23 protein-coding genes and 1 other annotated feature are annotated in these 25,293 nt (G+C 47.3%); of the genes, 16 read left to right on the top strand and 7 right to left on the bottom strand.

Annotated elements, in window-relative coordinates; all coding sequences use genetic code 11:
* Positions 1-64: 64 nt before the first annotated feature.
* The 4 genes from BLQ13_RS08915 (at position 65) to BLQ13_RS08900 (ending at position 4,053) form a co-directional block, all read left to right on the top strand.
* Entirely contained in the window at positions 65-577 is a 513-nt protein-coding gene (locus BLQ13_RS08915) for a hypothetical protein (protein ID WP_090918252.1), read from the top strand.
* 574 nt (positions 578-1,151) lie between these two features.
* Positions 1,152-2,063, top strand: coding sequence for an ABC transporter ATP-binding protein (locus BLQ13_RS08910; protein WP_090918250.1), 912 nt, complete (start codon positions 1,152-1,154; stop codon positions 2,061-2,063).
* Entirely contained in the window at positions 2,056-2,847 is a 792-nt protein-coding gene (locus tag BLQ13_RS08905; protein ID WP_090918249.1) for an ABC transporter permease, read from the top strand. Before BLQ13_RS08910 ends, BLQ13_RS08905 begins: the two co-directional genes overlap by 8 nt.
* 129 nt (positions 2,848-2,976) lie before the next feature.
* On the top strand, positions 2,977-4,053 hold the full coding sequence (locus BLQ13_RS08900) for an AI-2E family transporter (RefSeq protein WP_090918247.1): 1,077 nt from the start codon (positions 2,977-2,979) through the stop codon (positions 4,051-4,053).
* Between the two features lie 80 nt (positions 4,054-4,133).
* Here BLQ13_RS08900 and BLQ13_RS08895 read toward each other — a convergent pair whose 3' ends face one another.
* Positions 4,134-5,486 carry a hemolysin family protein gene (locus BLQ13_RS08895; RefSeq protein WP_090918245.1) on the bottom strand — a complete coding sequence of 451 codons (1,353 nt, stop codon included), beginning with the start codon at positions 5,484-5,486 and terminating at the stop codon, positions 4,134-4,136.
* 321 nt (positions 5,487-5,807) lie between these two features.
* Between BLQ13_RS08895 and cls the strand changes: the two genes are divergently transcribed.
* Together cls and BLQ13_RS08885 are read left to right on the top strand one after the other, a co-directional pair.
* Positions 5,808-7,247: a cardiolipin synthase gene (gene cls / locus BLQ13_RS08890; RefSeq protein WP_090918243.1), complete on the top strand. Its 1,440-nt coding sequence runs from the start codon at positions 5,808-5,810 to the stop codon at positions 7,245-7,247.
* A 353-nt stretch (positions 7,248-7,600) separates the two neighbouring features.
* A complete protein-coding gene (locus BLQ13_RS08885) occupies positions 7,601-8,512 on the top strand; it encodes a YitT family protein (RefSeq protein ID WP_090918241.1) in 912 nt (303 codons plus the stop codon).
* A 66-nt stretch (positions 8,513-8,578) separates the two neighbouring features.
* Here the strand turns inward: BLQ13_RS08885 and ligD are convergent, their stop codons facing one another.
* From ligD to ku, 5 genes are all read right to left on the bottom strand, one after another.
* On the bottom strand, positions 8,579-9,469 hold the full coding sequence (ligD, locus tag BLQ13_RS08880; protein WP_090918238.1) for a non-homologous end-joining DNA ligase: 891 nt from the start codon (positions 9,467-9,469) through the stop codon (positions 8,579-8,581).
* Positions 9,470-9,483: 14 nt separating this feature from the next.
* Positions 9,484-10,443 carry an ATP-dependent DNA ligase gene (locus BLQ13_RS08875; RefSeq protein ID WP_090918236.1) on the bottom strand — a complete coding sequence of 320 codons (960 nt, stop codon included), beginning with the start codon at positions 10,441-10,443 and terminating at the stop codon, positions 9,484-9,486.
* Positions 10,444-10,507: 64 nt separating this feature from the next.
* Positions 10,508-11,605 (bottom strand): GerAB/ArcD/ProY family transporter, encoded by a 1,098-nt coding sequence (locus BLQ13_RS08870; protein ID WP_090918234.1) that lies wholly within the window; start codon positions 11,603-11,605, stop codon positions 10,508-10,510.
* 235 nt (positions 11,606-11,840) lie between these two features.
* The gene (locus BLQ13_RS08865) at positions 11,841-12,710 is read right to left on the bottom strand and encodes a VOC family protein (protein ID WP_090918232.1); all 870 of its coding nucleotides are present in this window, start codon (positions 12,708-12,710) and stop codon (positions 11,841-11,843) included.
* Between the two features lie 413 nt (positions 12,711-13,123).
* Complete coding sequence (ku, locus tag BLQ13_RS08860; protein ID WP_090918230.1) at positions 13,124-14,038, bottom strand: non-homologous end joining protein Ku; 915 nt, start codon at positions 14,036-14,038, stop codon at positions 13,124-13,126.
* 176 nt (positions 14,039-14,214) lie between these two features.
* On the opposite strand from ku, the gene BLQ13_RS08855 reads away from it, so the two are divergent.
* The 7 genes from BLQ13_RS08855 to BLQ13_RS08820 all read left to right on the top strand — a co-directional run bounded on the left by BLQ13_RS08855 (position 14,215) and on the right by BLQ13_RS08820 (position 20,593).
* A complete protein-coding gene (locus BLQ13_RS08855) occupies positions 14,215-14,514 on the top strand; it encodes a hypothetical protein (protein WP_090918228.1) in 300 nt (99 codons plus the stop codon).
* 4 nt (positions 14,515-14,518) lie between these two features.
* Positions 14,519-14,695: an H-type small acid-soluble spore protein gene (locus BLQ13_RS08850; protein WP_090918464.1), complete on the top strand. Its 177-nt coding sequence runs from the start codon at positions 14,519-14,521 to the stop codon at positions 14,693-14,695.
* Positions 14,696-14,945: 250 nt separating this feature from the next.
* On the top strand, positions 14,946-15,431 hold the full coding sequence (tsaE, locus tag BLQ13_RS08845; RefSeq protein WP_090918226.1) for a tRNA (adenosine(37)-N6)-threonylcarbamoyltransferase complex ATPase subunit type 1 TsaE: 486 nt from the start codon (positions 14,946-14,948) through the stop codon (positions 15,429-15,431).
* Positions 15,428-16,348 (top strand): tRNA (adenosine(37)-N6)-threonylcarbamoyltransferase complex dimerization subunit type 1 TsaB, encoded by a 921-nt coding sequence (tsaB, locus tag BLQ13_RS08840; RefSeq protein ID WP_244159257.1) that lies wholly within the window; start codon positions 15,428-15,430, stop codon positions 16,346-16,348. Before tsaE ends, tsaB begins: the two co-directional genes overlap by 4 nt.
* A gap of 17 nt (positions 16,349-16,365) precedes the next feature.
* The gene (rimI, locus tag BLQ13_RS08835) at positions 16,366-16,887 is read left to right on the top strand and encodes a ribosomal protein S18-alanine N-acetyltransferase (RefSeq protein ID WP_090918224.1); all 522 of its coding nucleotides are present in this window, start codon (positions 16,366-16,368) and stop codon (positions 16,885-16,887) included.
* On the top strand, positions 16,884-17,942 hold the full coding sequence (tsaD, locus tag BLQ13_RS08830) for a tRNA (adenosine(37)-N6)-threonylcarbamoyltransferase complex transferase subunit TsaD (protein WP_090918222.1): 1,059 nt from the start codon (positions 16,884-16,886) through the stop codon (positions 17,940-17,942). Before rimI ends, tsaD begins: the two co-directional genes overlap by 4 nt.
* Positions 17,943-18,463: 521 nt before the next feature.
* Positions 18,464-18,810, top strand: a binding site (T-box leader).
* A gap of 223 nt (positions 18,811-19,033) precedes the next feature.
* Positions 19,034-20,593 (top strand): 2-isopropylmalate synthase, encoded by a 1,560-nt coding sequence (locus BLQ13_RS08820; RefSeq protein WP_090918217.1) that lies wholly within the window; start codon positions 19,034-19,036, stop codon positions 20,591-20,593.
* A 664-nt stretch (positions 20,594-21,257) separates the two neighbouring features.
* Here BLQ13_RS08820 and BLQ13_RS08815 read toward each other — a convergent pair.
* Positions 21,258-23,219, bottom strand: coding sequence for an ABC-F family ATP-binding cassette domain-containing protein (locus tag BLQ13_RS08815; RefSeq protein ID WP_090918215.1), 1,962 nt, complete (start codon positions 23,217-23,219; stop codon positions 21,258-21,260).
* 278 nt (positions 23,220-23,497) lie between these two features.
* On the opposite strand from BLQ13_RS08815, the gene BLQ13_RS08810 reads away from it, so the two are divergent.
* The 3 genes from BLQ13_RS08810 to BLQ13_RS08800 are packed head-to-tail and all read left to right on the top strand — an operon-like array spanning position 23,498 to position 25,178.
* Positions 23,498-24,136, top strand: a complete 639-nt coding sequence (locus tag BLQ13_RS08810; protein ID WP_090918213.1) for a 5-formyltetrahydrofolate cyclo-ligase — start codon at positions 23,498-23,500, stop codon at positions 24,134-24,136.
* Positions 24,137-24,151: 15 nt separating this feature from the next.
* On the top strand, positions 24,152-24,655 hold the full coding sequence (gene moaC / locus BLQ13_RS08805) for a cyclic pyranopterin monophosphate synthase MoaC (RefSeq protein ID WP_276326730.1): 504 nt from the start codon (positions 24,152-24,154) through the stop codon (positions 24,653-24,655).
* Between the two features lie 37 nt (positions 24,656-24,692).
* Positions 24,693-25,178 (top strand): MogA/MoaB family molybdenum cofactor biosynthesis protein, encoded by a 486-nt coding sequence (locus BLQ13_RS08800; protein WP_017690080.1) that lies wholly within the window; start codon positions 24,693-24,695, stop codon positions 25,176-25,178.
* Positions 25,179-25,293 lie beyond the last annotated feature (115 nt).

Here is a 25,293-nt window from a genome sequence, read left to right as displayed (position 1 = left end):
CATAGCTTCTACTTGTTTGCAAACCATCATACATATGGGGTAGGCAGGACAAGGGGGCTGAATGATGATAAGAAGAAGAAACCGCAATGCACTGTTCAAAAAAAGTGGACTTATTTTATTTGTAGTGCTTTTGCTGTGGCTGATTATTAGGAGTGTACCTGCACTGTTTCGTGCAGATGCGCCTACAGAGGCTGCTGCTGTGGCGGAAGAGTTTTACAAATACGAGCAAACGGGTGACTTCGGAAGCTCCTGGGAGCTTTTTCATCCTTTAATGAAAGAGCGGTTTCCGAAGAGTGCCTATGTGCAGAATAGAGCTCACATTTTTATGCAGCATTTTGGTGTGCAGACGTTTGAACTGGAGATGGAACCGCCAGAGCGGGAATTTGATGTGGAGATCATTCAAGGCGTAAAGCCTTTTTCTGAAGCATACAAAATCAAAGTTACACAAACGTATTCCGGAACCTTTGGAAAGTTTGATCTTGTGCAGATCTGTTACCTTGTGCAGGATGGTAAGCAGTGGACGCTGTTATGGTATTATCCAGATGAGAGGAAACACAACACTGAAACTTCATCGTGATGCATGATAGGATGCAATATCAGGATGAGGAGTGAATATTACATACGCTGTAATGTAAATGGAGGTTGAGTATACCGTTTTGTATCATTAGTCCTTGATCAAGCGCTATAAATGCGAGACTTTTGTCGCATTTATAGCGTTTTTTTGAATTTTCAACCTAAACCCATGCTTAAAAAGCTTGACAATAGTCCCGGTGTCAAGTAAATTACGAATTAGGATACAAAATGTATCAATTTTCAGCGTCTAACGACAAATAACAGGGACTAGAGACTCCCTGTGAGGGGAAGGTATTCCATTGAATGAAACGGGCCGCTTTTACTGTGTCAGTTGTGGGATGATTGTGTCGGTCGCTAGAGACGCCGCCCAGAAGCCAGAGGGCAATGGAGGCAATCACGTGTTTCGTACTGGATTTTACCGGAGTGAAATGCCACTTGGATGCTGTGAGGCGTGTGTAGTTGAGTCAAAACGAGAAGGTAAGTCCCAGTTTGCAGGACAATATACTAAAGATTATGATACACTATGCTCATATGAGAAACGGGCATGAAATAAGCCCGTCTATGAAGGAGAGGATTGAATGCAGCAGGAGCCGGTCGTCCGACTTCAAGGCGTCAGTAAAATCATTTCCTCCCGATCATTGGTCAGTGACCTGACCCTGGATATTTCTCCGGGGCAGGTTTTTGGTTTTTTAGGACCAAATGGCGCGGGGAAAACAACAACTATTCGAATGATGGTAGGTCTGATGTCCATTAGTAAAGGAGATATTTTCATCTCCGGACACAGTGTAAAGAGTGAGTTTGAAGAGGCGATAGCCCAAGTGGGGGCGATTGTGGAAAATCCGGAGATGTACAAGTTTCTGACCGGATATCAGAATCTGGTGCATTTTGCCCGTATGTCACCTGGCGTTACCAAGGAACGTATTGCAGAGACCATTGAGCGTGTGGGCCTAACAGCGCGGATTCATGACAAGGTAAAAACCTATTCTTTGGGTATGCGTCAGCGCCTTGGTGTTGCACAGGCTATATTACATAGACCTAAGCTGTTAGTTCTGGATGAGCCAACGAACGGTCTCGACCCACAGGGCATAAGGGAGTTGAGAGATTATCTGCGGCTCCTCACCCATGAAGAGGGGATTACCGTGTTTGTATCAAGCCATCTGTTGTCCGAGATGGAATTGATGTGTGACACCGTAGCTATTATTCAGAACGGTAAACTGATTGATGTTCGAAATCTGCGGGATGAGCAAGGTTCAGATGCTTTAATTGAAGTTGCGTTTGAAGTCGATGACGCTGAACGTGCTGTTGAACTCATGGAGGGTGAGGCAGTTATTCAGGGTAAGGTTATCGTGTTGTCTCTCTCTCGAGAACAGATTCCTGCGGTCAATGCCAAACTGGTACATGAAGGCGTGCAGGTTTATGCCATTCGTAGTGTGACTCGTACGCTGGAAGATCAATTTTTGCAAGTGACTGGAGGTGGCGGCATTGGGTAGTTTCGGCAATCTGCTACTGAATGAAAATATGAAGGTGTTCCGTCGTGTACGTACCTGGATTATGTTAGCTATTCTTGTTCTGATCTCGTTACTCATGCCTGTCTTAATGAGAGAAGGCATGGGGTCAAGTGATACCTTGTTTTGGCAACCTGCGGCTACAACAGTTCAGATTGCATTTTTTCTGAATACCATCTTCTGTGTAGTCATTGCAGCAGAAACGGTGGCGGGTGAATTTACATGGGGAACCATTAAACTGTTACTGATCCGACCATGGTCACGCAGTAAAATTTTGGCTTCCAAATATCTCACTGTAGTAGGCTTTAGTATATTAAGCACACTACTGGTGATTGGTATGGCCATGCTTAGCTCGTATATTCTCTTCTCTCATGAGGTTTCGGTAGACAGCAGTATAATCGCAGCTGATGCGTTTACGAGATGGGGATATCTGTATATCGACTTGTTTATTACACTTGCGATTGCCTTTATGGTCTCCTCGGTATTTCGTTCAGGTGCACTTGCGATTGGTTTGTCCTTGTTTATTATGTTTACACAAAATATATTCTCACTGATCTTTAATCCGGATCGTTATGAATGGGCTAAATATGTTCTGTTCAATAATATGAACTTGAGCAAATATATGAACTCTTCATCGGATATGGGCTTGATGAATGGAGCAAGTGAGGGCATGACTCTCGGGTTCTCCTTGGCAGTTCTCGCTGCGTATTATGTCATCTTTATGGTGATTTCCTGGGTTGTGTTCAACAAAAGAGATGTGGCAGGTTAACTCCTGCCTCTTTTTTTGTTTTCATGTGGCATAGCTGTCTATTCAGGGTACATACTGGTATTGTAATGTTAGAATCATATTATCGTCGCAGTCACTTTGGCATGGCAGCGCATGGAGGGATCATTTTTCTTGATTAACAACAAATTTTACCGCATATGCACAGCAATTATTTTACTGTTGCTGATCGTGTATTTGGGGGATAAAGTCAACTTTATTTTCCGCCCTCTCACTTCGCTGATTCATATCATTATTATCCCGCTCTTGATCGCAGGATTTTTCTACTATCTGTTGCGTCCGCTCGTGGACTTCATGGAGCGGCATAAAATCAAAAGGGCACTGTCTGTCCTGATTATTTATGTGGCTGTTGGACTCCTCATCGCAGGATTCAGCGTTCTCGTGTGGCCTTCCCTGCGGGAGCAGTTATGGAATTTTATCGAAAATACACCTAAGCTTGTCTCATCTCTTGTAGAGCAGATTAAAGCACTGGAAAACAATCGTTTTCTTGCCCGTTACCTGCCTGAGAATTCGGACTTGTTTACCAGATTGTCCGATTATTTAAGTCAGGGGATTACGCAGGTTACGGATTATGTCTCTGGTCTGTTTTCCGTCGTGTCCAACTTGGTCATTATTTTGGCAACATTTCCGATTATGCTCTATTACATGCTCAAGGAAGGCGACAAATTTGGAACCAACTTGACGCTGTTATTGCCGAGACATTACCGAAAAGATGGGGAAGAGACGGTGCATGAAATTGATGAGGCTCTGAGCAATTATATTGTAGGCCGGGTTATCGTTAATGTGGCGTTGGGCATTCTCATGTTTATCGGTTTTCTTCTTATCGGGTTGCCTTATGCGCTATTGTTAACGGTTGTGTCCATTATTCTGAACTTTATCCCTTATGTAGGGGCGTTACTGGCGGCGATTCCTGTTGTGATTGTTGCTTTTATCGACTCGCCTTCCATGGCTCTCTGGTCTCTGATCATTATCGTCATTGCACAGCAAATACAGGATAATCTCATCTCTCCTTATGTGTATGGCAAACAGCTTGATATACATCCGTTGACTACAGTGATCCTGTTACTTGTTGGAGCCGACCTTGGCAACATTCTAGGTATGATTATTATTATTCCGCTTTACATGATCCTCAAGATTATATTTAAGAAAATCCAGAACCGGATTGTTGAAGATCGAGCAGATGCCAAATAAGATGTAGGTAAGATATTTCATCCCTCAGCATAAAGAAAAGGTCTGTCCACGTCGGAAATGACGTGGACAGACCTTTTAAATCAAACGTTTGTTTCTTTCTCGTCTTCATCGGTGTAGTCTGACATGTTCAGTGGTTCTTTCGGGACGATAGCCACCTTGTAGAAGCGATTTTTATCTTTTTCCAGCAGGACAAAGGTCAGGTTTTCGTATTCATACTCTTCCTGTTCGTTCATCTCCGGACGGTGACTGTACAGCCATCCACCAATCGTATCCCACTCGTCCGCATCAAGCGAAGACATGAACATATCGTTGACCTTGGACAGCGAAACCTTACCATCCATGATGATATAATGCTCATTCACAATCTGAATTTCTTCTTCTTCGTCTGCGTCGAACTCATCGCGAATCTCACCAACAATCTGCTCCAATACGTCTTCAATCGTTACAATCCCCGACGTGCCTCCATACTCGTCGACGAGAACAGCAATATGCACGCCATCCTTCTGCATTTTTTTAAGCAGATCCTTGACTGGAGTTGTCTCATGAACAGCCGAAACGGGCTGAATGAGGGAAGACAGGTCGACGGGTTCATCATTACCATACAGTTCTAAGAAAAATTGTTTCGTATTAATGATACCGATAATATCGTCTTTGCTCTCATTAACGACTGGAAAGCGAGTGTATTGCTCTTCGCGAATGATCTCTAGATTTTCCTCGTTCGTTTTATTTAGATAAAGGCAGACCATGTCGGTCCGGGGAACCATGATCTCTTTGGCCAGCATCTCATCAAATGCAAAAATTCGGCTAACATACCCAAATTCCGCCTGATTGATTTTACCACTCTCAAAGCTCTCGTTAATAATGATCTGGAGCTCTTCTTCAGAGTGTGCGTCTTCATGTTCCGAAGCAGGCTTGATGCCAAACAATTTGACCAGTTGGTTCGCAGAGCCGTTCAACAGCCAGATAAAAGGATACATCACTCGGTTAAACAAGATGATAGGACCGGATGTCAACAGTGCGACAGTCTCGGCTTTGCGGATCGCTATCGTTTTGGGTGCAAGCTCACCCACAACAACGTGTAAATACGTGATCGCTACAAAGGCAATGACAAAGGACAAAAATGAAGCGAGTGCATCTGGGATGCTCATGCTTTCGAACACCGGGTGGAGGATTTTCTCTACCGTGGGTTCACCGAGCCAGCCCAGTCCGAGAGACGTAATCGTAATCCCGAGCTGACAAGCAGACAGGTATCCGTCTAGGTTAGCGACGGCCTGTTTCACAGCGAGCGCCCGTTTGTTCCCTTCTGCAATCATTTGGTCGATCCGACTCGGACGAACCCGTACCAGAGCGAACTCCACTGCCACGAAAAATGCCGATAACCCTATCAAAAATGCAACCAAAACCAAATTTAACGCATACCTCTCACTGTCCATTCACTACTCTTCTCCTTTTATGTAATAAGTTTTAACGAGTATTATATCTAATTTTACGTAAGAAGACCACCTTTACCGGAAGAAAAGAGGAAGAGTCTGGAAAGGGAGTTATGCAAAACAGTGTTGAAGTTAGGTTATGTAAAGTTTTATCTAAGTATTCGTTACGAATGAGGTCTACATTGGGTATCTATGATTAGCTGGGAACAATATCGTCAAAGCTGTTTAGGATGAAAGCGAAGGAAAGGCTGGAGAGCGAGATAACGGAATATTACAAAACAGATAATTGAAATATTTTAGCGTATGTACTAAGGGGGAGGCCACATGTTCTGGCTGGTCATTATTTTACTTGTTTTTATTTTTCAAGCGGCTACGATTCTTGTGCTGGAGTTCCGCAATCCAGCCAAAGCAGTGGCTTGGCTGTTCATCTTATTTTGTGTGCCCTTGATCGGATTTGTTGTGTATTATTTCGTGGCTCAGGACTACAGTAAACGCAAAAAGCTGCGAAAGGGCGGGTCCCGCATCTTCAGAGAAATGCGGGAAACGATCTGGAAACAGGCGCACATTATAGAAGAGATTGCCCAAATGCCAGGGGATAGGTATAACCACCAGCAACGTTTATTCAACCTGTTATCCCACTTGTCCGAAAGCCCGATTACGGGATGTAACCGGAGTAAAGTGCTTACCAATGGGGAAGAGGCATTTGCCGCTATGCTTAGAGAGATGGAGAAGGCGAAGCATCATCTACATGTCGAGTTCTATATTTTCAGAGATGATGTGATCGGAACTCGCTTTCAACAGGTCATGATACGTAAAGCGCAGGAGGGAGTGAAAGTCAGGTTCATCTGTGACGGGCTTGGCAGTCATAAACTGAGCTGGAGTTTTATCCGCAAGCTTCAGGATGCAGGTGTTGAGTTTCATTTTTTCCTGCCACCGCTCATTGCGACGATTGATCGCAGAGTTAATTACCGAAACCACCGTAAAATTGTAGTTGTGGACGGGAAGGTTGGTTTTGTTGGCGGTATTAACGTCGGAGATGACTATCTGGGTCAATACCCGGAGGTTGGATTTTGGAGAGATACCCATGTGCAGATTGAAGGAGATGCTGTCTATTTCCTGCAAAGCACGTTTCTTAACGACTGGAAGCTGGCCTCGGGAAAACGGATTATGGAGCCGCAGCTCGGAGAGTTGTTTCCACCTCATATTTGCAGCGGCGGAGAACGAATTCAGATTTTAGGTAGTGGACCTGATCAAGATTGGGACGCCATTCAGGAGATGTGTTTTGGGGCGATTTCAGTAGCCTGTGAACGGATATATATTACAACACCGTATTTCATTCCTGATCCAGCTCTTTACGAGGCTCTCAAGACCGCTGCGGTCAGTGGAGTGGATGTGCGAATTGTTATTCCGTATCAATCCGATTCACGGTTAGTACATCTGGCATCTCTTTCTTATGTTGAAGAGTTGCTACGTGCCGGTGTGAAATTTTATCAATACCGCAAAGGTTTTGTGCATGCCAAAGTGATGATTGTCGATGAATTACTGGCGACAGTAGGGACGGCCAACATGGATATGCGGAGTTTCTTTTATAATTTTGAATTGACGGCTGTATTGTTTGAAAGCTCCGCGATTCATCGTCTGATGCATGATTTTGAACGTGACCTAGAGGAGTGTAGCCAAATAGATACTTTCGCTTTCCAACATCGCTCACGTCTGCAAAAAGGGGCTGAAATGCTTTCTCGCATGCTTTCTCCGCTTCTTTAGCCGATTTAGGGCAGATTTCTGAAGATAAATTCACTTTTTTTGAATTTATCTTCTTTTTGCTAAGTATTTTGCTCCAATTTGATCTTTTATGATATAATAGTTACATAAATCATGTCGTGATGAAGGAGGGGAGTCTGGGGAAACGGGCTCCCTTTTGCTCTCTTTTGGAAGTGTGATCCGGCAAGCAGTACATCTTGAATCTATTTTATATCGCCTTTAGATGCCCGTTTTGATGGTGGGTTAAAGTACATGAAGAATACAGTTTGGCTCGTTTTCTACATGCAGCTTCCCCGTGGAGTGATTTAATGGATATATAAAATGGATTCACATTCTGATTTTACGGGGGGGATACCATGTCCAATGTAACGGTGAAAGAATTAACGGCCAAGCAAGCCGACCGCGGCGTCAAAAGCTCGGTGTTTACACTGAAGTTGCTGCAACGTATTGTAATGATCCTGATCGGTGCTGTGCTTATGGCTGTATCGCTTGAAGTATTCCTCGTGCCAAACGGCGTCATCGACGGCGGTATCACGGGGATCTCGATTATGGTTTCAGAGCTTACACATCTGCCGCTGGGGATATTTCTGACTTTGCTCAATATGCCTTTTCTAATCCTTGGTTACAAGCAGATTGGTAAGACCTTTGCGTTATCTACTTTGCTGGGGATCGTCGTGATGTCTATCGGCACGTCTCTATTGCATGAAGTTCCGGCACTGACACCCGGTGAACCACTGCTGGGTGCTGTATTCGGCGGATTGATCCTGGGTGTGGGAGTAGGTCTCGTCATTCGTTCAGGTGGTTCACTGGACGGTACAGAGATCGTTGCTATTTTGTTTAGTGAGAAATCACCGCTGTCTGTAGGACAGATCGTATTGATTATTAACGTATTTATTTTCGCGGGTGCTGGATTTGTATTCGGCTGGCCGAACGCTCTGTACTCCATGATTGCCTATTACATTGCCATGAAGATGATTGATATCGTGAATGAAGGGCTGGATCAGTCCAAGTCGGTCTGGATCATCAGTGAGAAGTATCGTGATATCGGTTCCGCGTTGACAGATCGTCTCGGACGTGGTGTAACGTATTTGGACGGCGAAGGCGGATTCAGCGGGGATGAGAAAAAGATCATTTTTGTTGTCATCACTCGTCTGGAAGAAGCCAAGCTGAAGTCCATTGTTGAGGACTGGGACCCGCAGGCCTTTGTAGCTATCGGTAACATCCACGATGTGAAGGGCGGACGCTTCAAGAAAAAAGGCATCCATTAGCGAAGCTTTCTGCTCGATATGACTCTACTATACCAATAGCCGATATCCTGTGATTCAGGATATCGGCTATTTTTTCTTGAGATGTTTCAGAATTAGTTCGATAGGTTGCGGTGGCACTGCTGCAATCAGGTCGCCAATGGTTGTCAGGCGTTCAATAATATTCATAAGGTGATAATCCTGAATAGAGACATCACGGCGCACTTCATCCCAAGTCAGGGGAGTGGAGACTGTTCCCCGTGGCTTTGCGCGAGGGGTATAGGGAGCAGCTAATGTTTTGCCGCCATAATGCTGGAGATAATCAAAGTAAATTCGATCACCCCGATCTTTTTTGAGCCGTTCCAGCGTAAACAAATCAGGATGTTTTTGCGTGACATATTTACCTACAAAATGACCAATATCCCTTAACTCATCAAATGTTACACCCGGAGTAATTGGCACAATAATTTGAACACCTGTGGCGCCAGAGGTTTTGGGAACCGATTGCAACCCGAGGGAGGACAATGTTTCACCTACAATCAAGGCGGCCTGCATGATCCGCGGCTCGTGCTCCATCGAAGGGTCGAGATCAATCATCCATTCACAGGGTAGCGTACTGTTAATCGCATGAAGCGAAGGATGGAATTCAAGTGCGGCCAGATTTCCTAACCAGAGAAGTTCAGGTAGCCCGTTCATGACAATATACCGTATACCTTCATGATCCTGTGTTTGAACGAAATCAGGCACAGGCTCCGGTGCATTTTTCTGATAAAAGAACGTGTCACCAGCGCCATGAGGGTAGCGAATGGTTGTCAGTAAACGGTTGTGAGTGTAGGTTAGCAGATAAGGAGCCAGTGCGGCCAACTTTTGCAGATAGATGGCTTTGGTAATCCCTGCCTCTGGCCATAACAGCTTGTCTGGATTCGTAACCGTGAGTTCTACACCCTCAATCTTGATGGAGCCTTTGACTTTGTGTGGCACCACTTCACCTCCTTTTACTGGAATTCATGTTGTAACTGGCTCGCCAGGCAGTCCTCCCGTGTTACTTCTGCAAAGGTTTGGATGCTAGGATGTCTCAGTGTGCGATGATGCGTCAGTTCCATATACTGCACCTTAAGTCCAATCTCGGGTTGTACCCAAGTTGTCTCTGCGCTACGCTCAGGAATGTTATGGAACGGCCTATCCTTTATGATAAGTGGTTGCACCTGTGAAGTGAGTTCCCGCCAGCGATTAATGTTCAACTTCCCTGTTCCTACATGACCAATATAGATAAAATGAGGTCCGTCATATACGCCAATCGCAACGGCGTTGACGATTCCATCACGATATGTAACGCCCCCGATCATGGCGTACAGATCATGCATGATCTTCACCTTCTGCCAGCGTGAGTCCTTGCTACCGATCCCGTAGGTGCTGGTGAGATCCTTGCAGACGATGCCTTCCATCTGATGTTGCCTCATAACGCTTAGCAAAGTAGATGCATCCGTTGAGTTGGTTACTTCCTGAACATGAGTGCTGGTATGTAGCACTTGGTGAAGCAGCTGCTGACGGGCAGATAGCGTCAGATCTGTGACCCAATTTCCATCGTAATATAGAATGTCAAAAACCATATAAGTTATCGGTATCTGCTGTTTGGCTTGAGCAATGTTATCCGGCTTGCTCATGCGATCCCGGCGAAGTACGTGATAAAAGGAAGGACGTCCCGTATCCGGATCGAGAGCGATGATCTCACCGTCCAAAATGTAAGAGTTGCCCTCGCATAGATTGCGCGGTCCCACTAGTTCTGGATACTGGGTCGTCCGGTCGTGTAACCTGCGATTGACCAGCCGTAACTCTTGCCCGTTTTCGTAGGCGAGCATGCGTACACCATCCCACTTGATCTGGGCAATCCACTGGGAGCCTGTGGGTAAAGTGTCTCGGGATACAGGCTCAAACGGAATAACAGGTTTGATCATGTGTTACTCCTTTCCTTCCTTAAGCCAGCCACGTATGAGGGTTAAATCAAATGCGTGGAGGGCATTAATGTTTTTGCAACTTATGTTTCAAATGATGAATCAGGATCAACAGCAGCGGCAGAAAAATGCCACAGGTTAAATCCCAGTCAATCCAGTAGGGAATGATCACTTTCAAATAGAAGGTTTCATTCGGAGCGATCAGGATGGAACATGTTAAAATAAGAAATGCCGCTGGGAAAATGAGATTCCGATAGCTGGACAAGCGAAACAGATGAGCGAGCCCAAGCACAAAGCTGTAGAAGAAGAGCACACTTTTGAAAAATACAGCGATAACCCAGACGGAAGCCATAATAGCCTCAATGCGTTCTAAAAAGTTACCGATGTTAATCAGACGGGACAGATTAAATGAAGTAAACCAGTAATGCTGTGTCATGAATGGTCCCATAATAAGCAGACACATACTTATGGTTAGCGTTAACATTAATCCGCCGATCATACCCATGAGCAAAAAATCTCTTTTCAGATGAGGGCGTTGCTCTGTGTAAGGCAATAACATCATGAAAATACATAATTCACAGTACGGATATGTAAGTACAGCGATAAAGCCTTTGAACGGATCAAGGAATCCCCGACCAAGAATGGGTTTTATATTGTCGAGCTCTGCCTTGGGGAGTAGGCATAGGGTGAGAATAATCAAGAACAGGATAACGACAGGCAACAGGATTTCGGCAGTCCTTCCCATGTTAGGGAGTCCCGATCGCAATCCCCAAGTCAGGGCGCAGATGAATGTCAGGTGCAACACCCATAATGGCGAATTTCTCAGAATGTTCGTCGTCATAAAGTCTCCCATTTCACGGATAAACGTCGATGCACCAATCAGAAAATAAAAAATATAGAATGCGCTGATCACAGCACCGACCCAAGGCCCCAGCACCCGGAGTACATGTTCAATTAAATTCAGACGCGGATCCAAGCGATATACAGCGAGCATGATCAGAAGCACACCTATTCCGCCTCCTACGCCAAGCAATGAAGAGATCCAGGCATCCTGCTGGGCATAAGATGTGATCATCGAGGGGAAAAAGAGGATCTGTTCACCGATTGTGCAAAGGAACATCAGCGAAGCAAGTTGCCTGACGGTCAAACGTCCCTTTTCAATCATTCAATAAATCTCCTTCGTCTGACAATGTTTAAGTCTGAGTTAGGATGTACCAATATTTACGGTTTTATCAGAAGTATAAAAAAAGCCCGACCCTTTACCTCCTAAGGAAGCTTTGGAGGAACGAGGTCAGGCTTTTTTTGCAGTAACAAGTTTGATCAAGAGAAGGAATGCAGAATGAAATCGGCAGAGTGAATGGATGGTAACATTTTGTGTTCAAAGTAACACAAATTGAGCTTTAGGCCTCTGCAATCAGGCGGATTCCGATGTTTTGCGGGTCTGCTGCATACCATGCATCACCATCGGGACGTACTTCAACGCCAGACTCGCGCAGACGTTCAACGGCCTGCTCAACTTCATGGTTATGGGCATAAACAATGGTGAAATAGTTGATTCCCGTAGCATTGGCAGGATTGATTGGAGCGTTAACTCCGGCCCAAATATTCAGTCCCAGATGGTGATGGTAGCCTCCGGCAGACACAAACAGTGCTGACATATTGGCGAAGTTGCCTACAACATCAAATCCGAGAATACCGGAGTAGAAGCTGCGGGCTTCCTCCAGACTGCGAACGTGAAAGTGAACATGACCGATAACGGTGCCAGCTGGCAAACCATCCCAAGTTTCACTTGCCGACAGATCAAACAAGCTTTGCACATCCACTGGATCGCTTGCCATGACGTAATTATTGTCAGCATCCCGTTTCCAAGTATCACGAGGGCGGTCGGCATAGATTTCAATCCCGTTCAAATCTGGATCAGAGATATAAAAGGCTTCACTCACCAGGTGATCTCCCTGACCAATATCGATCCCGGATGCGACAAGATTACGAACGGCAAGTCCAAGCGACTTGCGGTCAGGTAGGAGAATGGCAAAGTGGTACAGTCCGGCATGGGAGCGCTCGGGCAAAGTGATGCTGTTGCTCACTTCTTCAAGGCGAAGAAGGACGTTCTTTCCGTCCGCTGTCATTGTGGCAATATGATCTTGGCGTGTCAGTAGTTTAAGGCCAACAACGTCCGTATAAAACTGGATAGACCGATCCAGATTGCTAATTTTGAGACTCACTTCACCTAGATGGGTTGTGGCTGGGATTTGATAAGTCGTACTCATGGTTATTTCCTCCTTATAATGACTTCTCATCGTGAACAAGTTACAAATTATAATGTGTGAATATTAAAATATTGGAACGAAGTGCATATCGATGTAAAAGTGAGCCTTGAAACATGTTATTTTTGAAAATGAAGCTCATCACTTTATAAATATAAATAAGTTACTTTTCATAAGTTAATATAAAATATTTACTTTGTTTAGTCAATAACTTAGTCGATATTGTTTCATCAAAAGTGTCTGAGATGTTTGTTTAATTGGGGTTGGTCATAGTGGCGGGTCGAGGGTGGTGACAGATAAATGATCCACCACTTGCTAACGAACCGATAAGGCAGTTTTGGGATCATGGTGACCCAATTACGTCCGGTCCGTTAGATGCAAGCGGGGCCCCCAACCCGACTACTCCAACAGCACGCTTAAGCTTTGGGTTTAGCGGGGGCTTTTTTGCGTTTCGGAGTTGCAGGTGTAGCATCGGTTTCTCCTCCAGCAACAGCCTGGGCGGTTGTTTTGCGCGGAGCGCGTTTTTTAGGTTTAGCCGTGGTTGTTCCAGGGTCTGAAGGAATGGGCTTTACTGCTTCAATACTTGCTTGAAGTGCAGCCATAAGATCCATCACATTAGCTTCCGGTTTGGCTGGAGCAATCTTGATTTCCTCCCCAGCAACCTTGTGTTGTATGAGGTCAAGCAACTTTGCCCGATAATCATCTGTATATTTACCAGGTTCAAACGGAGTTGAAAGTTGGTCGATTAGCAGTTTGGCCATCGTGAGTTCTTTTTCGTTTACATTTTGAACTTCAGGAAGGTTAGGAACCTGAGACACGGGACGGATCTCATCCGGGTAAAAAATAGTTTCCATCGACAAGCAGTCTTCCAGAACGCGGATGGCGGCGAGACTACTTTTGGAGCGAATGGAGATTTTAGCAATGCCTATTTTTCCCGTATCCCGCATGGCATTCATGAGAAGCTGATAAGCATTACCGCCAGCCTGATCAGGAGAGAGATAATAGGTTTTTTGAAAATAGATCGGGTCAATCTCAGTCAAATCCACAAAATCCAGAATGGTAATGGTTTTGCTACTGGACTCGTTTAAAGCCTCAAGTTCTTCTTTTTCGAAAAGAACAAATTTACCCTTTTCATATTCATAGCCTTTGGTGATCTCTTCCCATTTGACTTCGACCTCACAGGAGGGGCACTGGCGTACATAAGCGAGCGGACTTCCGCAAACGTTATGAATGTAACGCATGGAGATATCTTTGTCCTCCGTAGCCGAGAACATTTTGACAGGGACATGCACGAGACCAAAACTGATTGCACCTTTCCAGACCGTATGCATAAAGGCGACTCCTTTCAAATTTCTTATTTGTTAATAGTATGGGCAGCTGTTGTAAGGGATAGTCGTAAACCCTTGATTGTATGGTGGTTAGGGATATCTAGATGGGGGTCTTCAGCATTTTGTATGGTTCAGCAAGAGTCGGGGATGATAACAGAAACATGATGGGGAGGTGCCAGATGAAGAACAGGCGAGATGAGGAAGAGGCGCACAAGCACACGTTTACCCCCTACCCTCTGGAGGATGCCGAGAGTGCAGAAGAATTTTATACGCCGGCAGCAGATGTCAATTGGGAAGCGGTAACTTCAGAGAAACTGCCGCTCGATCGGGAATCCTTTATGCTGGATATCGATCGTATGGTGAATGAAGGTTTGGGCGGCGGTCAGGTTACAGAGGATAATGGTTATATTGGGGATAGTACGACAGATACGATTGTGCAAGAGGATCACAATGATGACCCGGAAGGAGACTACGAATAGTATGATGGATGCAAAACGGGCAAAAGCTATTTATAATTCCAAAGATACAATCGCGGTGACGCTTGAAGGCGAGCCTGTCTGGATTGAAAATGTGGATGAGGCAAACGGCATGGCAACGGTACAGGTGGGTAGCAGACCAGGGAACACCCAGACGGTGCGAGTGGATCGTCTGGAAGAGTAGCAGTCATAAAAATGTGACAAGTACAGCGGAAACTAGAGGTTATTGTCATTCTGGAATTCAATGAAAGTGCGGCCGATACCGGGAGGTATCGGTTTTTTAGGTTCAGATCCTTTCTGTGATTACGCAAAGAGATGGTTATAAAGTCTAACCTTTCCAGCATGTTCCTTCGATGTTGCGGGCAAGGAAAGGGACCGATATAATAAGGTTCAAAGTGAACTCAGACGGAAGACCGTCAAAGGTGGGGCGTATATTGAATCAGACGCACGAGCAGTGGGTGTATCACTCCCACAGCATTGCAGATACAGAAACGCTTGCGGCTGCACTTGCGGCGCAGGCGCAGGCTGGCATGGTTATTGCACTGGACGGCGATTTGGGTGCGGGTAAAACCGCTTTTTCTCAGAAGTTTGCCTGGCATTTGGGCGTGAGAGATGTTGTAAGCAGTCCAACTTTCACGCTGATCAAGGAATACGAGGGTCGATTGCCGCTATATCACATGGATGTGTATCGCATATCGTTGGAAGAAGCGGATGAGCTGGGTCTTGAAGAATATTTTTATGGTCCGGGAGTCAGTCTGGTGGAATGGTCCAGCATCATTCCTGAGTTGTTACCCGAAGAGCATCTTCATGTGCATATTGAGACGACAGGTCTGGAAGATCGAACGATAACGCTGGATGGGTATGGTGAGGGATATGCCGCGCTATGTCGACAGTTCAGACAGAATGGAGTTATAGGATGATACAAGGTTTTGGAAATGAAGGGACGAACGAAGGTTTAGGGAAAGAAGAAGCATTAAGGAATGATGGGACGATCGAGGAGCAAAAAAAGCCGCGTCAGCGGTTTTTGGTGTTGGATACATCTACCGCGGTGATGGCTGCAGCGGTGATGGAGGAGCGGTCGCTACTGGAAGAGCGCAATGAGCGAGCAGAGCGTAATCACTCGGTGCACGTCGTGCCTGTGATGGAGCAGTTGCTCGCTGCCAGCGGCACGAAGCCAGGCCAACTGGACGGGATTGCCGTTGGCATTGGACCGGGCTCGTACACGGGCATCCGCATTGCGGTGACCGCGGCAAAGACGCTGGCCTGGGCGTGGGACATCCCCGTTGCCGGGGTGTCCAGCCTGCAGGCCCTCGCCTGGGGCGGCTGGCACAGCGGCCTCGCCGCCAAGGCGCAAGCTGCGGCAGATGATGCCGCAGCCGGGGCTGGCGGAACGCCATCCGCGGACCAGGGCGGCACGAGTGCCGCCCCTGTCCACTGGATCGTTCCGCTCGTGGATGCGCGGCGCGGTCAAGCCTATACCGCGCTGTTCGCCTCAGCCGGCGGCGATACACCCCGCCGGCTGGCGCCGGATGCCATCCGTCAAGTGAACGGATGGCTGGAAGAGCTCGCCGCCCGCTTGGCGGAGGCGGCGCCGGAAGAGCGGCCCGCTGCCGTCTGGATCGTCGGCGAGACGGGCCAACATGCGGCGGCAGCGGCAGAGCTTCGCTGCCCCGCAGGAACGGCGCTCCAGCTCGTACCGTATGAGCTGGAAGGCCGCTGGATTGGGCGCCTCGGCGCCGAAGCGCTGCTTGCAGGTCAGCGCGATGACGTACATGCCCTGGTGCCGAACTACACCCAGCTGTCCGAAGCCGAAGCCAACCTGCTGCGCAAAGGCTGAAGGGAGAGGGAGAGCGGATGGACAACGTAGCGAATGAAGGACAGGAGACCATGTTTCAGTTCAGACTCATGACCGTGGCAGATATTCCTGACGTGATGGAGATTGAGCATGAAGCATTTACCCTCCCTTGGACGGAAGAGGCATTTCACAATGAATTGAAGCATAATCATTTTGCTAAATATATGGTCATGGAGCTGGACGGGACTGCTATTGGATATGCGGGAATGTGGACGATTATGGACGAAGCGCATATTACCAATATAGCGGTGAGAAAAGCCTACCAGGGCCGCAAACTGGGCGAGAAACTGCTGGACGAGTTAATGAAGACGGCAGCCTACCTCGGTATGGAGCGAATGACACTGGAAGTTCGGGTGTCGAATGTCGTGGCTCAGAATTTGTATCAGAAAAAAGGGTTTGAATCGGCAGGTCTGCGCAAAGGGTATTACTCCGATAACGGAGAAGATGCAATGATCATGTGGGCGGTACTTCCGCCTGCGGGCCGGAGCGGCGAAGAGGAAGGAAGCGTAATGGATTCATGAATGATCTTATAGATAATCAAGGCGGGACTCCATCCTACATTCTGGCGGTAGAGACAAGCTGTGACGAAACATCGGTAGCCGTGGTCAAAGATGGACGTGAAGTATTGTCCAATCTTATCTCTAGTCAGATCGAGACACATAAAGCGTTTGGCGGAGTTGTGCCCGAGGTGGCTTCACGCAAACACGTTGAAGTGATTACGCTAATGCTGGAGCAAGCGATCGAGCAGTCTGGCATTCGTCCGCGTGATCTGAGCGCGATTGCGGTTACGCAGGGACCAGGATTGGTCGGCGCATTGCTGGTGGGTATCGTAGCAGCGAAGACACTCGCGATGGCTCTGGGTAAACCGCTGATCGGCACCCATCATATTGCAGGTCATATTTATGCGAATCGTCTTGTGCGTGAGTTGCAATATCCAGCGATGGCACTAGTCGTATCCGGAGGGCATACAGAGCTTGTACATCTGGAGTCCGAGGGCAAGTTCAAGCTGATTGGACGCACTCGGGACGATGCTGTCGGTGAAGCATATGACAAAGTCGCTCGTGCGCTCGGCTGTCCATATCCGGGAGGGCCGCATGTAGACCGCATGGCATCTGAAGCTGAAGATGTTGTTCCTTTGCCACGAGTGTGGCTTGAAGCAGGGTCCTATGATTTCAGTCTAAGTGGGTTGAAATCGGCTGTACTCAACGCACTGAATCAGGCCAAGATGCGTGGTGAAACACTGGAACCGTCTGCGGTGGCACGTGGTTTTCAAGAAGCAGTCGTTGAAGTGCTCGTGGAAAAAGCGGTACGTGCTGTTCGTGAATATGGCTCACGTCAGTTACTTCTGTGCGGTGGGGTTGCTGCCAATCGCGGTTTGCGGACTGCTCTGCAGGAACGCTGTGCGAAGGAAGGACTTGAACTCGTCATCCCGCCAATGGAATATTGTACGGATAATGCAGCCATGATCGGCGCGGCAGCACATCTGAAATGGATTCGCGGCGAGGGGACTAATTTTGACGCGAAGGCGGACCCGGGACTTTCTCTGGAAGCCTGGTCGGTTCAGACCGAAGCGTAAAATTCTCCCTTTTTTGAAATGAATGGTTGACAGCGGTTTGTGAAGAATGTATATTAGTTACAAATTTAAACAGGAATTATCTCCTGAACTGAAAAACGCGATGAACAGGAACAGTAAGGTCACTCCGGGTCATTAGAGAGCTGCGGGATGGTGCAACGTAGCCGAAGGAAACCTGAAACTCACCTGGAAGCGGAACGATGGAACACGGCTAGCAAGAAACGGGCCGAAGGCTGAAGCCAGCCGACAGTATATCGTTACGGGTTGCCTCCGTGAATGGGCCATTGTGCTCGGGTCGAAGCATATTAGAACGAAACGGAGACAACTTCCGTTACGCTAATACGAAGTGTAGAGATCGATGCACAATACTAAGGGGACTTTCAAGCTGTTATTCGAACAGGCTTGAGGTCAACAAGAGTGGTACCGCGAAGGTGAACAGCCTGTCGTCTCTTGCATTATGCAGGAGAAGGCAGGCTTTTTTGATTTTTATTTTTTGATCAATATTAACAACAAATATTATATCAACAAACGTAATGAACGGGAGCAGTAGAACGGCAAAAGCGCTCAGAGAGCTGCGGGGTGGTGCGACGCAGTGGCTGGAATCGTTTGAATCTCGCCCGGGAACAGAGCTTTGGAAACATGAGAAGAGGTTGAGTGTGCTCGTCACTAAACGAGACGGTGTCAACTCATGTGTACTTAGCAACGGTTAACCCCCGTTACAGGGTGTTTCTCTGAAATGTTACGGTTTCGCCGTAGTTAGGATGAAGTCTAATGAACTTTTTGGAGAACACGAGGTGGATGGTGTCAGTGCAGGCTGAGCCATCAAGCGAGAGTGGTACCGCGGAGGGGAGATTAACCCGCCGTCTCTTTGATGAGATGGCGGGTTATTTGTTTTTGCTGCCGGCAGCAGGGTGGGCGAAAGGAAACAACCATATGGATGCAAGTCTGATCAGGAAATCTGGAACAACAGTTGTTCAGGGTGTAAGTCGACGTACACTTTGAACCATCACACATCACACATCACATTGAACATAACTTTTCACAAACCAAACATAACCGAACCGATATCCCAAAATTAATGGAGGTTAATGAATATGACAACCAATCCGAACAAACGCATGATTGACATTTTTGATACAACGCTGCGAGATGGAGAGCAAGCACCCGGAGCTAGCCTGCATCCTGAGCAAAAAATAGAGCTGGCTCACCAGCTGGCAGCGCTTGGCATTGACGTCATTGAGCCTGGATTCCCCATCTCCAGTCCAGGGGAGTTTGAGGCGGTTCAGGCGATCTCGAGACAATTGCAACAGGTGGAAATCTGTGGATTTGCACGTGCAGTCAAAGGCGATATCGATGCTGCGGTGAAGGCTACAGCAGATGCGGCCCGGCGACGAATCCACCTGTTTATATCCTCGTCTGATATTCATATTGAGCATCAGCTATGCCGTCCACGCAGTGAAGTGGTGGCAACGGCCCGGGAGATGGTCTCCTATGCACGTCAGTTTACGGATACCGTGGAGTTCACAGCGATGGACGCTGCGCGTACCAAGATGGATGATCTGATTGAAATGATTGAAGTGGCCATTGAGGCAGGGGCGAGTATCATTAATCTGCCGGATACCGTTGGTTATGCGCTGCCGCATGAGTATGGAGAGATGTTCCGACGCGTACGTGAAGGGGCGCGGGGCGGCGATAAAGTTCGCTATAGTGCCCACTGCCATAATGATCTGGGCCTTGCCGTGGCAAACAGTCTGGCTGCCATTGCGAATGGTGCTTCCCAGATTGAAGTGACGATTAACGGGATTGGGGAACGGACAGGAAATTGTGCGTTAGAGGAACTGATTATGGCGCTGGAAACACGCGGAGACGTGATCGGAGCAACGACCAACATCAAGCTGAATCAGCTGTATGAGACATCTCGCCAGATTAGCCGGGCCATGCATTTCCCGATTGCTTACAACAAACCGGTTGTTGGACGTAACGCATTCCAGCATGAGTCGGGCATCCATCAGGACGGTTTGCTGAAAAACCGCAATACGTATGAGATTATGGACCCGGAAGCACTGGGCATTCCGCGCAGTATGATTATTTTGGGGAAACACTCGGGTCGTCATGCTCTGAAGGATCGGGTGCGCAAATACGGATTTGAACCGGATGAACTGCAGATGGAACAACTGTACGAAGTGTTCAAAGTTACCGCAGATCAGCAAAAAGTGGTAAGTGATGACCAGTTGTTGCAAATGGTAAGCCAAACGATGAATATTCCGGCACAGGACTATGAATTGGTTGAGCTGCAAGTGACGGCAGGTAGCATGACAGACCGCATGGCTGCGGTCCGTATTCGTACGAGTGCAGGGGAACAGTCCTACTCTGCCGTAGGCAAAGGTCCTGTAGATGCGACGATCCAGGCTATCGGGCAGTGTATCTCAGATGACATTACGTTTGTTGATATGGAGATGCATGCCTTGAGTGGGGGAGAAGGAGCCAGCGCGGAAGCCGTGATCACCGTAGAACGTGCCGGACGAGAGTTCAGGGGTACAGCAACACATCATGATATTGTCATGGCTGCAGGTTTGGCTTACGTTGCGGCATGTAATGCAGCTGGACTTAAAGCGGAAACTGTTGCGGATAGTGAAGAGGTGTCTGTACATTAAGGTGCATTAGATATGTGATTATGATATAGCAAAAAAAGCTAAAAAGGGTTCCTTCCCGCCATGATTTGGGCGGAATGGAACCCTTTTTCTGTTTTTGATGATAGGAGCAGAGTAGGAACACGCTCGCTTGCCCATTTAAAATATGAAAGAATGCAATAAACGAAAAACCATATAGCAATAATCAAATCTGTCAAGGTGTGACTATAGTTATCCACATATCCAGTATAATTTGTGGGTAACTAAGGTGAAGTACTGCAACATGTGTTTTCGAAACATGAGGTTCTCAGGGGATAGAATGCATCTGAGTTACCAACATTGCTGTGGATAATGTGGATAAAACAGTGGATAAATATGGTTTTTTCATACAAAGCTTATTCTACCAACGTTTGATTACATGAAAAGGGTTGTGAAATGTTACTCATTGTTGTGGATAATAAAAGGGGATGCCTTCCGAAATTTATTTTATGTAATCCATGGATATTTGACAAATGTGAAAATATGATTTTTGATCTCTACCAAGCTGAGAGTGTTGAAGTTATTTTATCAGCGAGTCACGCGTCTTCTAAATCGCTGGTTTCCTACACAATACAAAAGGCTCCACGTTACTTTCGTAACACGGAGCCTTACCGGAATCACAGACAGAATCATCACGCGGAATCACAGCTTAGCCCATCGCTAGGCTTTCCCACTCTTCATAAGCTTTTGCAAGCTGACTTTTGTGCTCCTCCGATGACTGCTGGAGCTCCTGTAATTTCATATAATCCTGATACACTTCCGGAAAAGTCATTTGTTCTTCGAGCGAAGTGATTTCGGACTCCAATTCGGCAATCTGTTGCTCCAGGGCTTCCTGTCTGCGCTGTCTGTTTCGTTCTTCGCGTTTGGCTTGTTTATCTGCCTCGAAGGAAGCGGCACCGGATTTTTCAGTTGTTGCTGAACCGGCACTTGCTGTTGAAGAAGCGGATTTGGAAGCGGCCTGGCGAGCCTCGGCGGCCTCACGTGCAATGTCCTCCAATTCCTGCTTTTTCTCCACGTAATCGTCATAGTTGCCGAGGTATTGCTCAGTGCCGCCCGGATGAAGCTCAACGATCCGTTCCGCCATTTTGTTCAGGAAGTACCGGTCATGTGAAATAAAGAGCAGTGTTCCTTCGTAATCCATTAAGGCGGCTTCCAGCACTTCTTTGGCGAAGAGGTCGAGATGGTTCGTCGGCTCATCGAGAATAAGCACATTGGCTTCCTTCAGCATGAGCTTGGACAGAGACACACGAGCCTTCTCTCCACCGCTGAGCGAGGATATTTTTTTGAGCACATCGTCACCGCTGAACAAAAAGTTACCCAGTACGGTCCGAATACGCGCTTCTTCCATGCCCGGATAAGCACTCCACAGTTCTTCGAGCACCGTATTGGACGGATTCAGTCCAGTCTGCTCCTGGTCATAATAACCGATCTGTACTTTGGTGCCCCACTGAATATCACCCTGCACAGGACGAAGGCTTCCGGTCAGACATTTCAGCATCGTTGATTTTCCGATCCCGTTAGGCCCAATCAGGGCCACGGTTTCACCACGTCGTAACTCGAAGGACACATTGCGGAACAGAGGTGACCCCTCATCGTATGCAACGGATAACTGATCGACACGCAGGACTTCCTTGCCAGACATAACAGCGGTCTCAAATGAAAAATGGGCTTTTTTGAGATCGCCAAGTGGTTTATCCAGACGATCCATTTTCTCCAGTGCTTTGCGACGACTTTGGGCACGCTTCGTCGTTGAAGCGCGTACGATGTTCTTTTGCACAAAGTCCTCCATCTTGGAGATTTCATCCTGTTGTTTCTCGTATTGTTTCATCTGAATCTCATACTCTGCTGCCTTCAGCTCCATATAGCGACTGTAATTACCCGTATATTTTTTGGAGCGGTGACGTTCGATTTCAACGATTGTCGTTACAAGTCTGTCGAGGAAGTACCGGTCATGGGATACAACTAACAGTGCGCCAGAGTATCCTCTCAAATAATCTTCCAGCCATGTCAAGGTTGCGATGTCCAGATAGTTGGTAGGCTCGTCCAGCATAAGCAGATCGGGAGCTTGCAACAGAATGCGAGCTAATGCGAGTCTGGTCTTCTGACCGCCGCTGAGTGTGCTGATGGGGGTGTCTGGGGAGAATTCACCAAAACCCATACCATGCAATACGCTGCGAATGCGCGTTTCCATCTCGTAACCGCCATGATCCTTGAACCAGTCCGAGCGTCTTGCATAGCGTTCCAGCAGATCAGCGTATTGCTTTTCATCTCCCATTCGTGCGGGATCGGCAATATCATGCTCCATCTGTCTCAGTTCAGCTTCGGTCTGGGTCAGATGAGCGAAGACATGCATCATTTCTTCCCAGATACTGCGGTTAGACTGCAGGCCGCTATTCTGCGCGAGGTAACCAAGCGTTGTTTCTTTGGATTTGAAGATTTGTCCGCCGTCATGGGACATTTCTCCAGCGATGATTTTGAGTAAAGTTGATTTTCCTGCACCGTTAACGCCAACCAGTCCGATGCGCTCACGTTCTAATATTTGTAAGTTCACGCCGTCCAGGATTGGATCGACACCAAAACGTTTAATAATTCCGGATACTTGCAGCAACATAGAATTAAGTTCCTCCATAGGTCGAGTTCTGAAATAGACACTTACTTCTCAGTTTACATGAAATACAGAGCAAATGCACCGGTTGGGAACGGCTCCGGCTTGTAGTCTTTTTGGTCAATCAGTGATAAACTGAAAGAAGGCATGTTATACCATGACGATTTTGCAGAAAATGAATCATTTGAACCTGATCATCCAGATGACATCTTGTCTTAACATATAAGTGCAATGGCTTGAATTTATTTTTTACCTTCCACATCAACAGGAGGTTCGTCAGCATTATGCAGGATCATGCGGAACAGAAGAAGCAGCTTCGCTCCCGGCTTAGACAGCTACGCGATCGTTTGGACGAGCAGATGCGTCAGCAAGCCAGCATGCGAATGAATGACGGACTGAAGCGTGAACTGGATCGTCTGCGGCTAAACAAGAACAGGCAAAAGCGTGAGACGCTGGTTATTTTCAGCTACCTGTCTTATGGCAGTGAGGCTTCCACCGATTTTCTTTTTGAAGAGGGTTGGAAACAAGGGGATGTGTTGCTAGCGCCCAAAGTGCTCGCTGATCCGCCACGAATGGAACTGCGGCGAGTGACGAGCCAGGAGGATATTGAACCAGGCGTTTGGGGCATACCTGAACCTAAGGCGTCTTGTGAAGTGTTGCAACCCGAAGATTGGCCGGCTTTGGATCTGGTGCTGGTACCCGGACTGGGTTACGACCTTCAAGGAGGACGTATCGGATACGGTGGTGGTTATTACGACCGGTTTGCGGCGTGTCTTGAGAACCATTGTGCTAAGCAAGGTAAAAGACCTCTCATGGCTGCTTTGGTATTACCTGGCCAGTTGGAGCCTGACATTCCGATGGACCCGCTAGATCTGCGGCTGGATCTGTTGATAACACCCGAAGGTATATTACATATCGAATAAAGGGTTGTGATGTGATTGAACTCAGAAGTAAACCAAGGTCAATCTTCCAGTGGGAAGCTGACTCATTTTAATGAACAGGGACGAGCCCGGATGGTGGATATTTCGGGTAAGGATGTAACGGTACGTACCGCTGTTGCTGTAACGAAAGTCACGATGAACCCGGAGACACTGGAAGCCATTCGCCAAGGCCGTATTGGAAAAGGCGATGTGCTCGCGGTTGCTCAGATTGCTGGTATCCAAGGGGCGAAAAAAACGTCTGATTGGATTCCGATGTGTCATCCGCTTGCACTGAATGGTGTGGATATTCGTTTCCATGATAACGGCGTGGACGAACTTCATATCGAAGCAACCGTCAAGACAGAAGGCAAAACAGGTGTCGAGATGGAGGCACTCACGGCTGCCTCGGCTGCGGCACTTACGGTCTATGACATGTGCAAGGCGATGCAAAAAGATATGATCATCGGCCCGACAATGCTGCAGTCCAAGAGCGGCGGTAAAAACGGTGATTTCAACCGATAACGGATAATTATTTTCATAGAGGAGAAGGGTGATCTTTATGGTGTGGAGAACAGCAATCCTGACAGCCAGTGACAAAGGGGCCCGTGGAGAACGTGAGGATACAAGTGCGCAGGTGATACGGGAACTTGTAGAAGAAGAACTGGGTGGTCAGATCGTGGAGTATCGGATCGTTCCGGATGAGCCTGATGAGATTATTGCGGCATTAATCGAGATGACCGATTATTTTCACGCCGATCTCGTACTAACAACGGGTGGAACGGAGCTGGCCATTCGGGATATTACGCCTGAAGCGACCAGACGAGTGATTGAACGTGAAGTTCCCGGCATGGCGGAAGCGATGAGATATAGTGTGATGAGCAAAAATCGCTCTGCGATGTTGTTCCGCGGGGTATGCGGGATTCGCGGACGCACATTGATTGTGAATCTGCCGGGTACGCCGAAGGGTGTGCACGAACATCTGGCAGCTATTATGGACCAGCTTCCGGAAGCGCTCCTGATGGTAACAGGCCAATTCAAGCAATAAGGAAAATAAAGCACAGTTATAATATTTTGCGGGTTATGTAAGTGGTTACATCTGTGGTATGATGGGCATAAATCCAAATGCAGTTCAGACATCTGATGAATAGGGCTTCGGATAT

This window comes from Paenibacillus polysaccharolyticus (assembly GCF_900102085.1).
Taxonomy (GTDB): domain Bacteria; phylum Bacillota; class Bacilli; order Paenibacillales; family Paenibacillaceae; genus Paenibacillus; species Paenibacillus polysaccharolyticus.
This window is presented reverse-complemented; position numbering and strand designations above follow the sequence as displayed.

Bases quoted from the DNA above. Each gene is read 5' to 3' on its own strand.
- BLQ13_RS08915 (WP_090918252.1), top strand. From the start codon at position 65: ATGATAAGAAGAAGAAACCGCAATGCACTGTTCAAAAAAAGTGGACTT.
- BLQ13_RS08910 (WP_090918250.1), top strand. From the start codon at position 1,152: ATGCAGCAGGAGCCGGTCGTCCGACTTCAAGGCGTCAGTAAAATCATT.
- BLQ13_RS08895 (WP_090918245.1), bottom strand. From the start codon at position 5,486: ATGGACAGTGAGAGGTATGCGTTAAATTTGGTTTTGGTTGCATTTTTG.
- cls (WP_090918243.1), top strand. From the start codon at position 5,808: ATGTTCTGGCTGGTCATTATTTTACTTGTTTTTATTTTTCAAGCGGCT.
- BLQ13_RS08885 (WP_090918241.1), top strand. From the start codon at position 7,601: ATGTCCAATGTAACGGTGAAAGAATTAACGGCCAAGCAAGCCGACCGC.
- BLQ13_RS08875 (WP_090918236.1), bottom strand. From the start codon at position 10,443: ATGATCAAACCTGTTATTCCGTTTGAGCCTGTATCCCGAGACACTTTA.
- BLQ13_RS08870 (WP_090918234.1), bottom strand. From the start codon at position 11,605: ATGATTGAAAAGGGACGTTTGACCGTCAGGCAACTTGCTTCGCTGATG.
- BLQ13_RS08865 (WP_090918232.1), bottom strand. From the start codon at position 12,710: ATGAGTACGACTTATCAAATCCCAGCCACAACCCATCTAGGTGAAGTG.
- ku (WP_090918230.1), bottom strand. From the start codon at position 14,038: ATGCATACGGTCTGGAAAGGTGCAATCAGTTTTGGTCTCGTGCATGTC.
- BLQ13_RS08855 (WP_090918228.1), top strand. From the start codon at position 14,215: ATGAAGAACAGGCGAGATGAGGAAGAGGCGCACAAGCACACGTTTACC.
- BLQ13_RS08850 (WP_090918464.1), top strand. From the start codon at position 14,519: ATGGATGCAAAACGGGCAAAAGCTATTTATAATTCCAAAGATACAATC.
- tsaB (WP_244159257.1), top strand. From the start codon at position 15,428: ATGATACAAGGTTTTGGAAATGAAGGGACGAACGAAGGTTTAGGGAAA.
- rimI (WP_090918224.1), top strand. From the start codon at position 16,366: ATGGACAACGTAGCGAATGAAGGACAGGAGACCATGTTTCAGTTCAGA.
- tsaD (WP_090918222.1), top strand. From the start codon at position 16,884: ATGAATGATCTTATAGATAATCAAGGCGGGACTCCATCCTACATTCTG.
- BLQ13_RS08820 (WP_090918217.1), top strand. From the start codon at position 19,034: ATGACAACCAATCCGAACAAACGCATGATTGACATTTTTGATACAACG.
- BLQ13_RS08815 (WP_090918215.1), bottom strand. From the start codon at position 23,219: ATGTTGCTGCAAGTATCCGGAATTATTAAACGTTTTGGTGTCGATCCA.
- BLQ13_RS08810 (WP_090918213.1), top strand. From the start codon at position 23,498: ATGCAGGATCATGCGGAACAGAAGAAGCAGCTTCGCTCCCGGCTTAGA.
- BLQ13_RS08800 (WP_017690080.1), top strand. From the start codon at position 24,693: ATGGTGTGGAGAACAGCAATCCTGACAGCCAGTGACAAAGGGGCCCGT.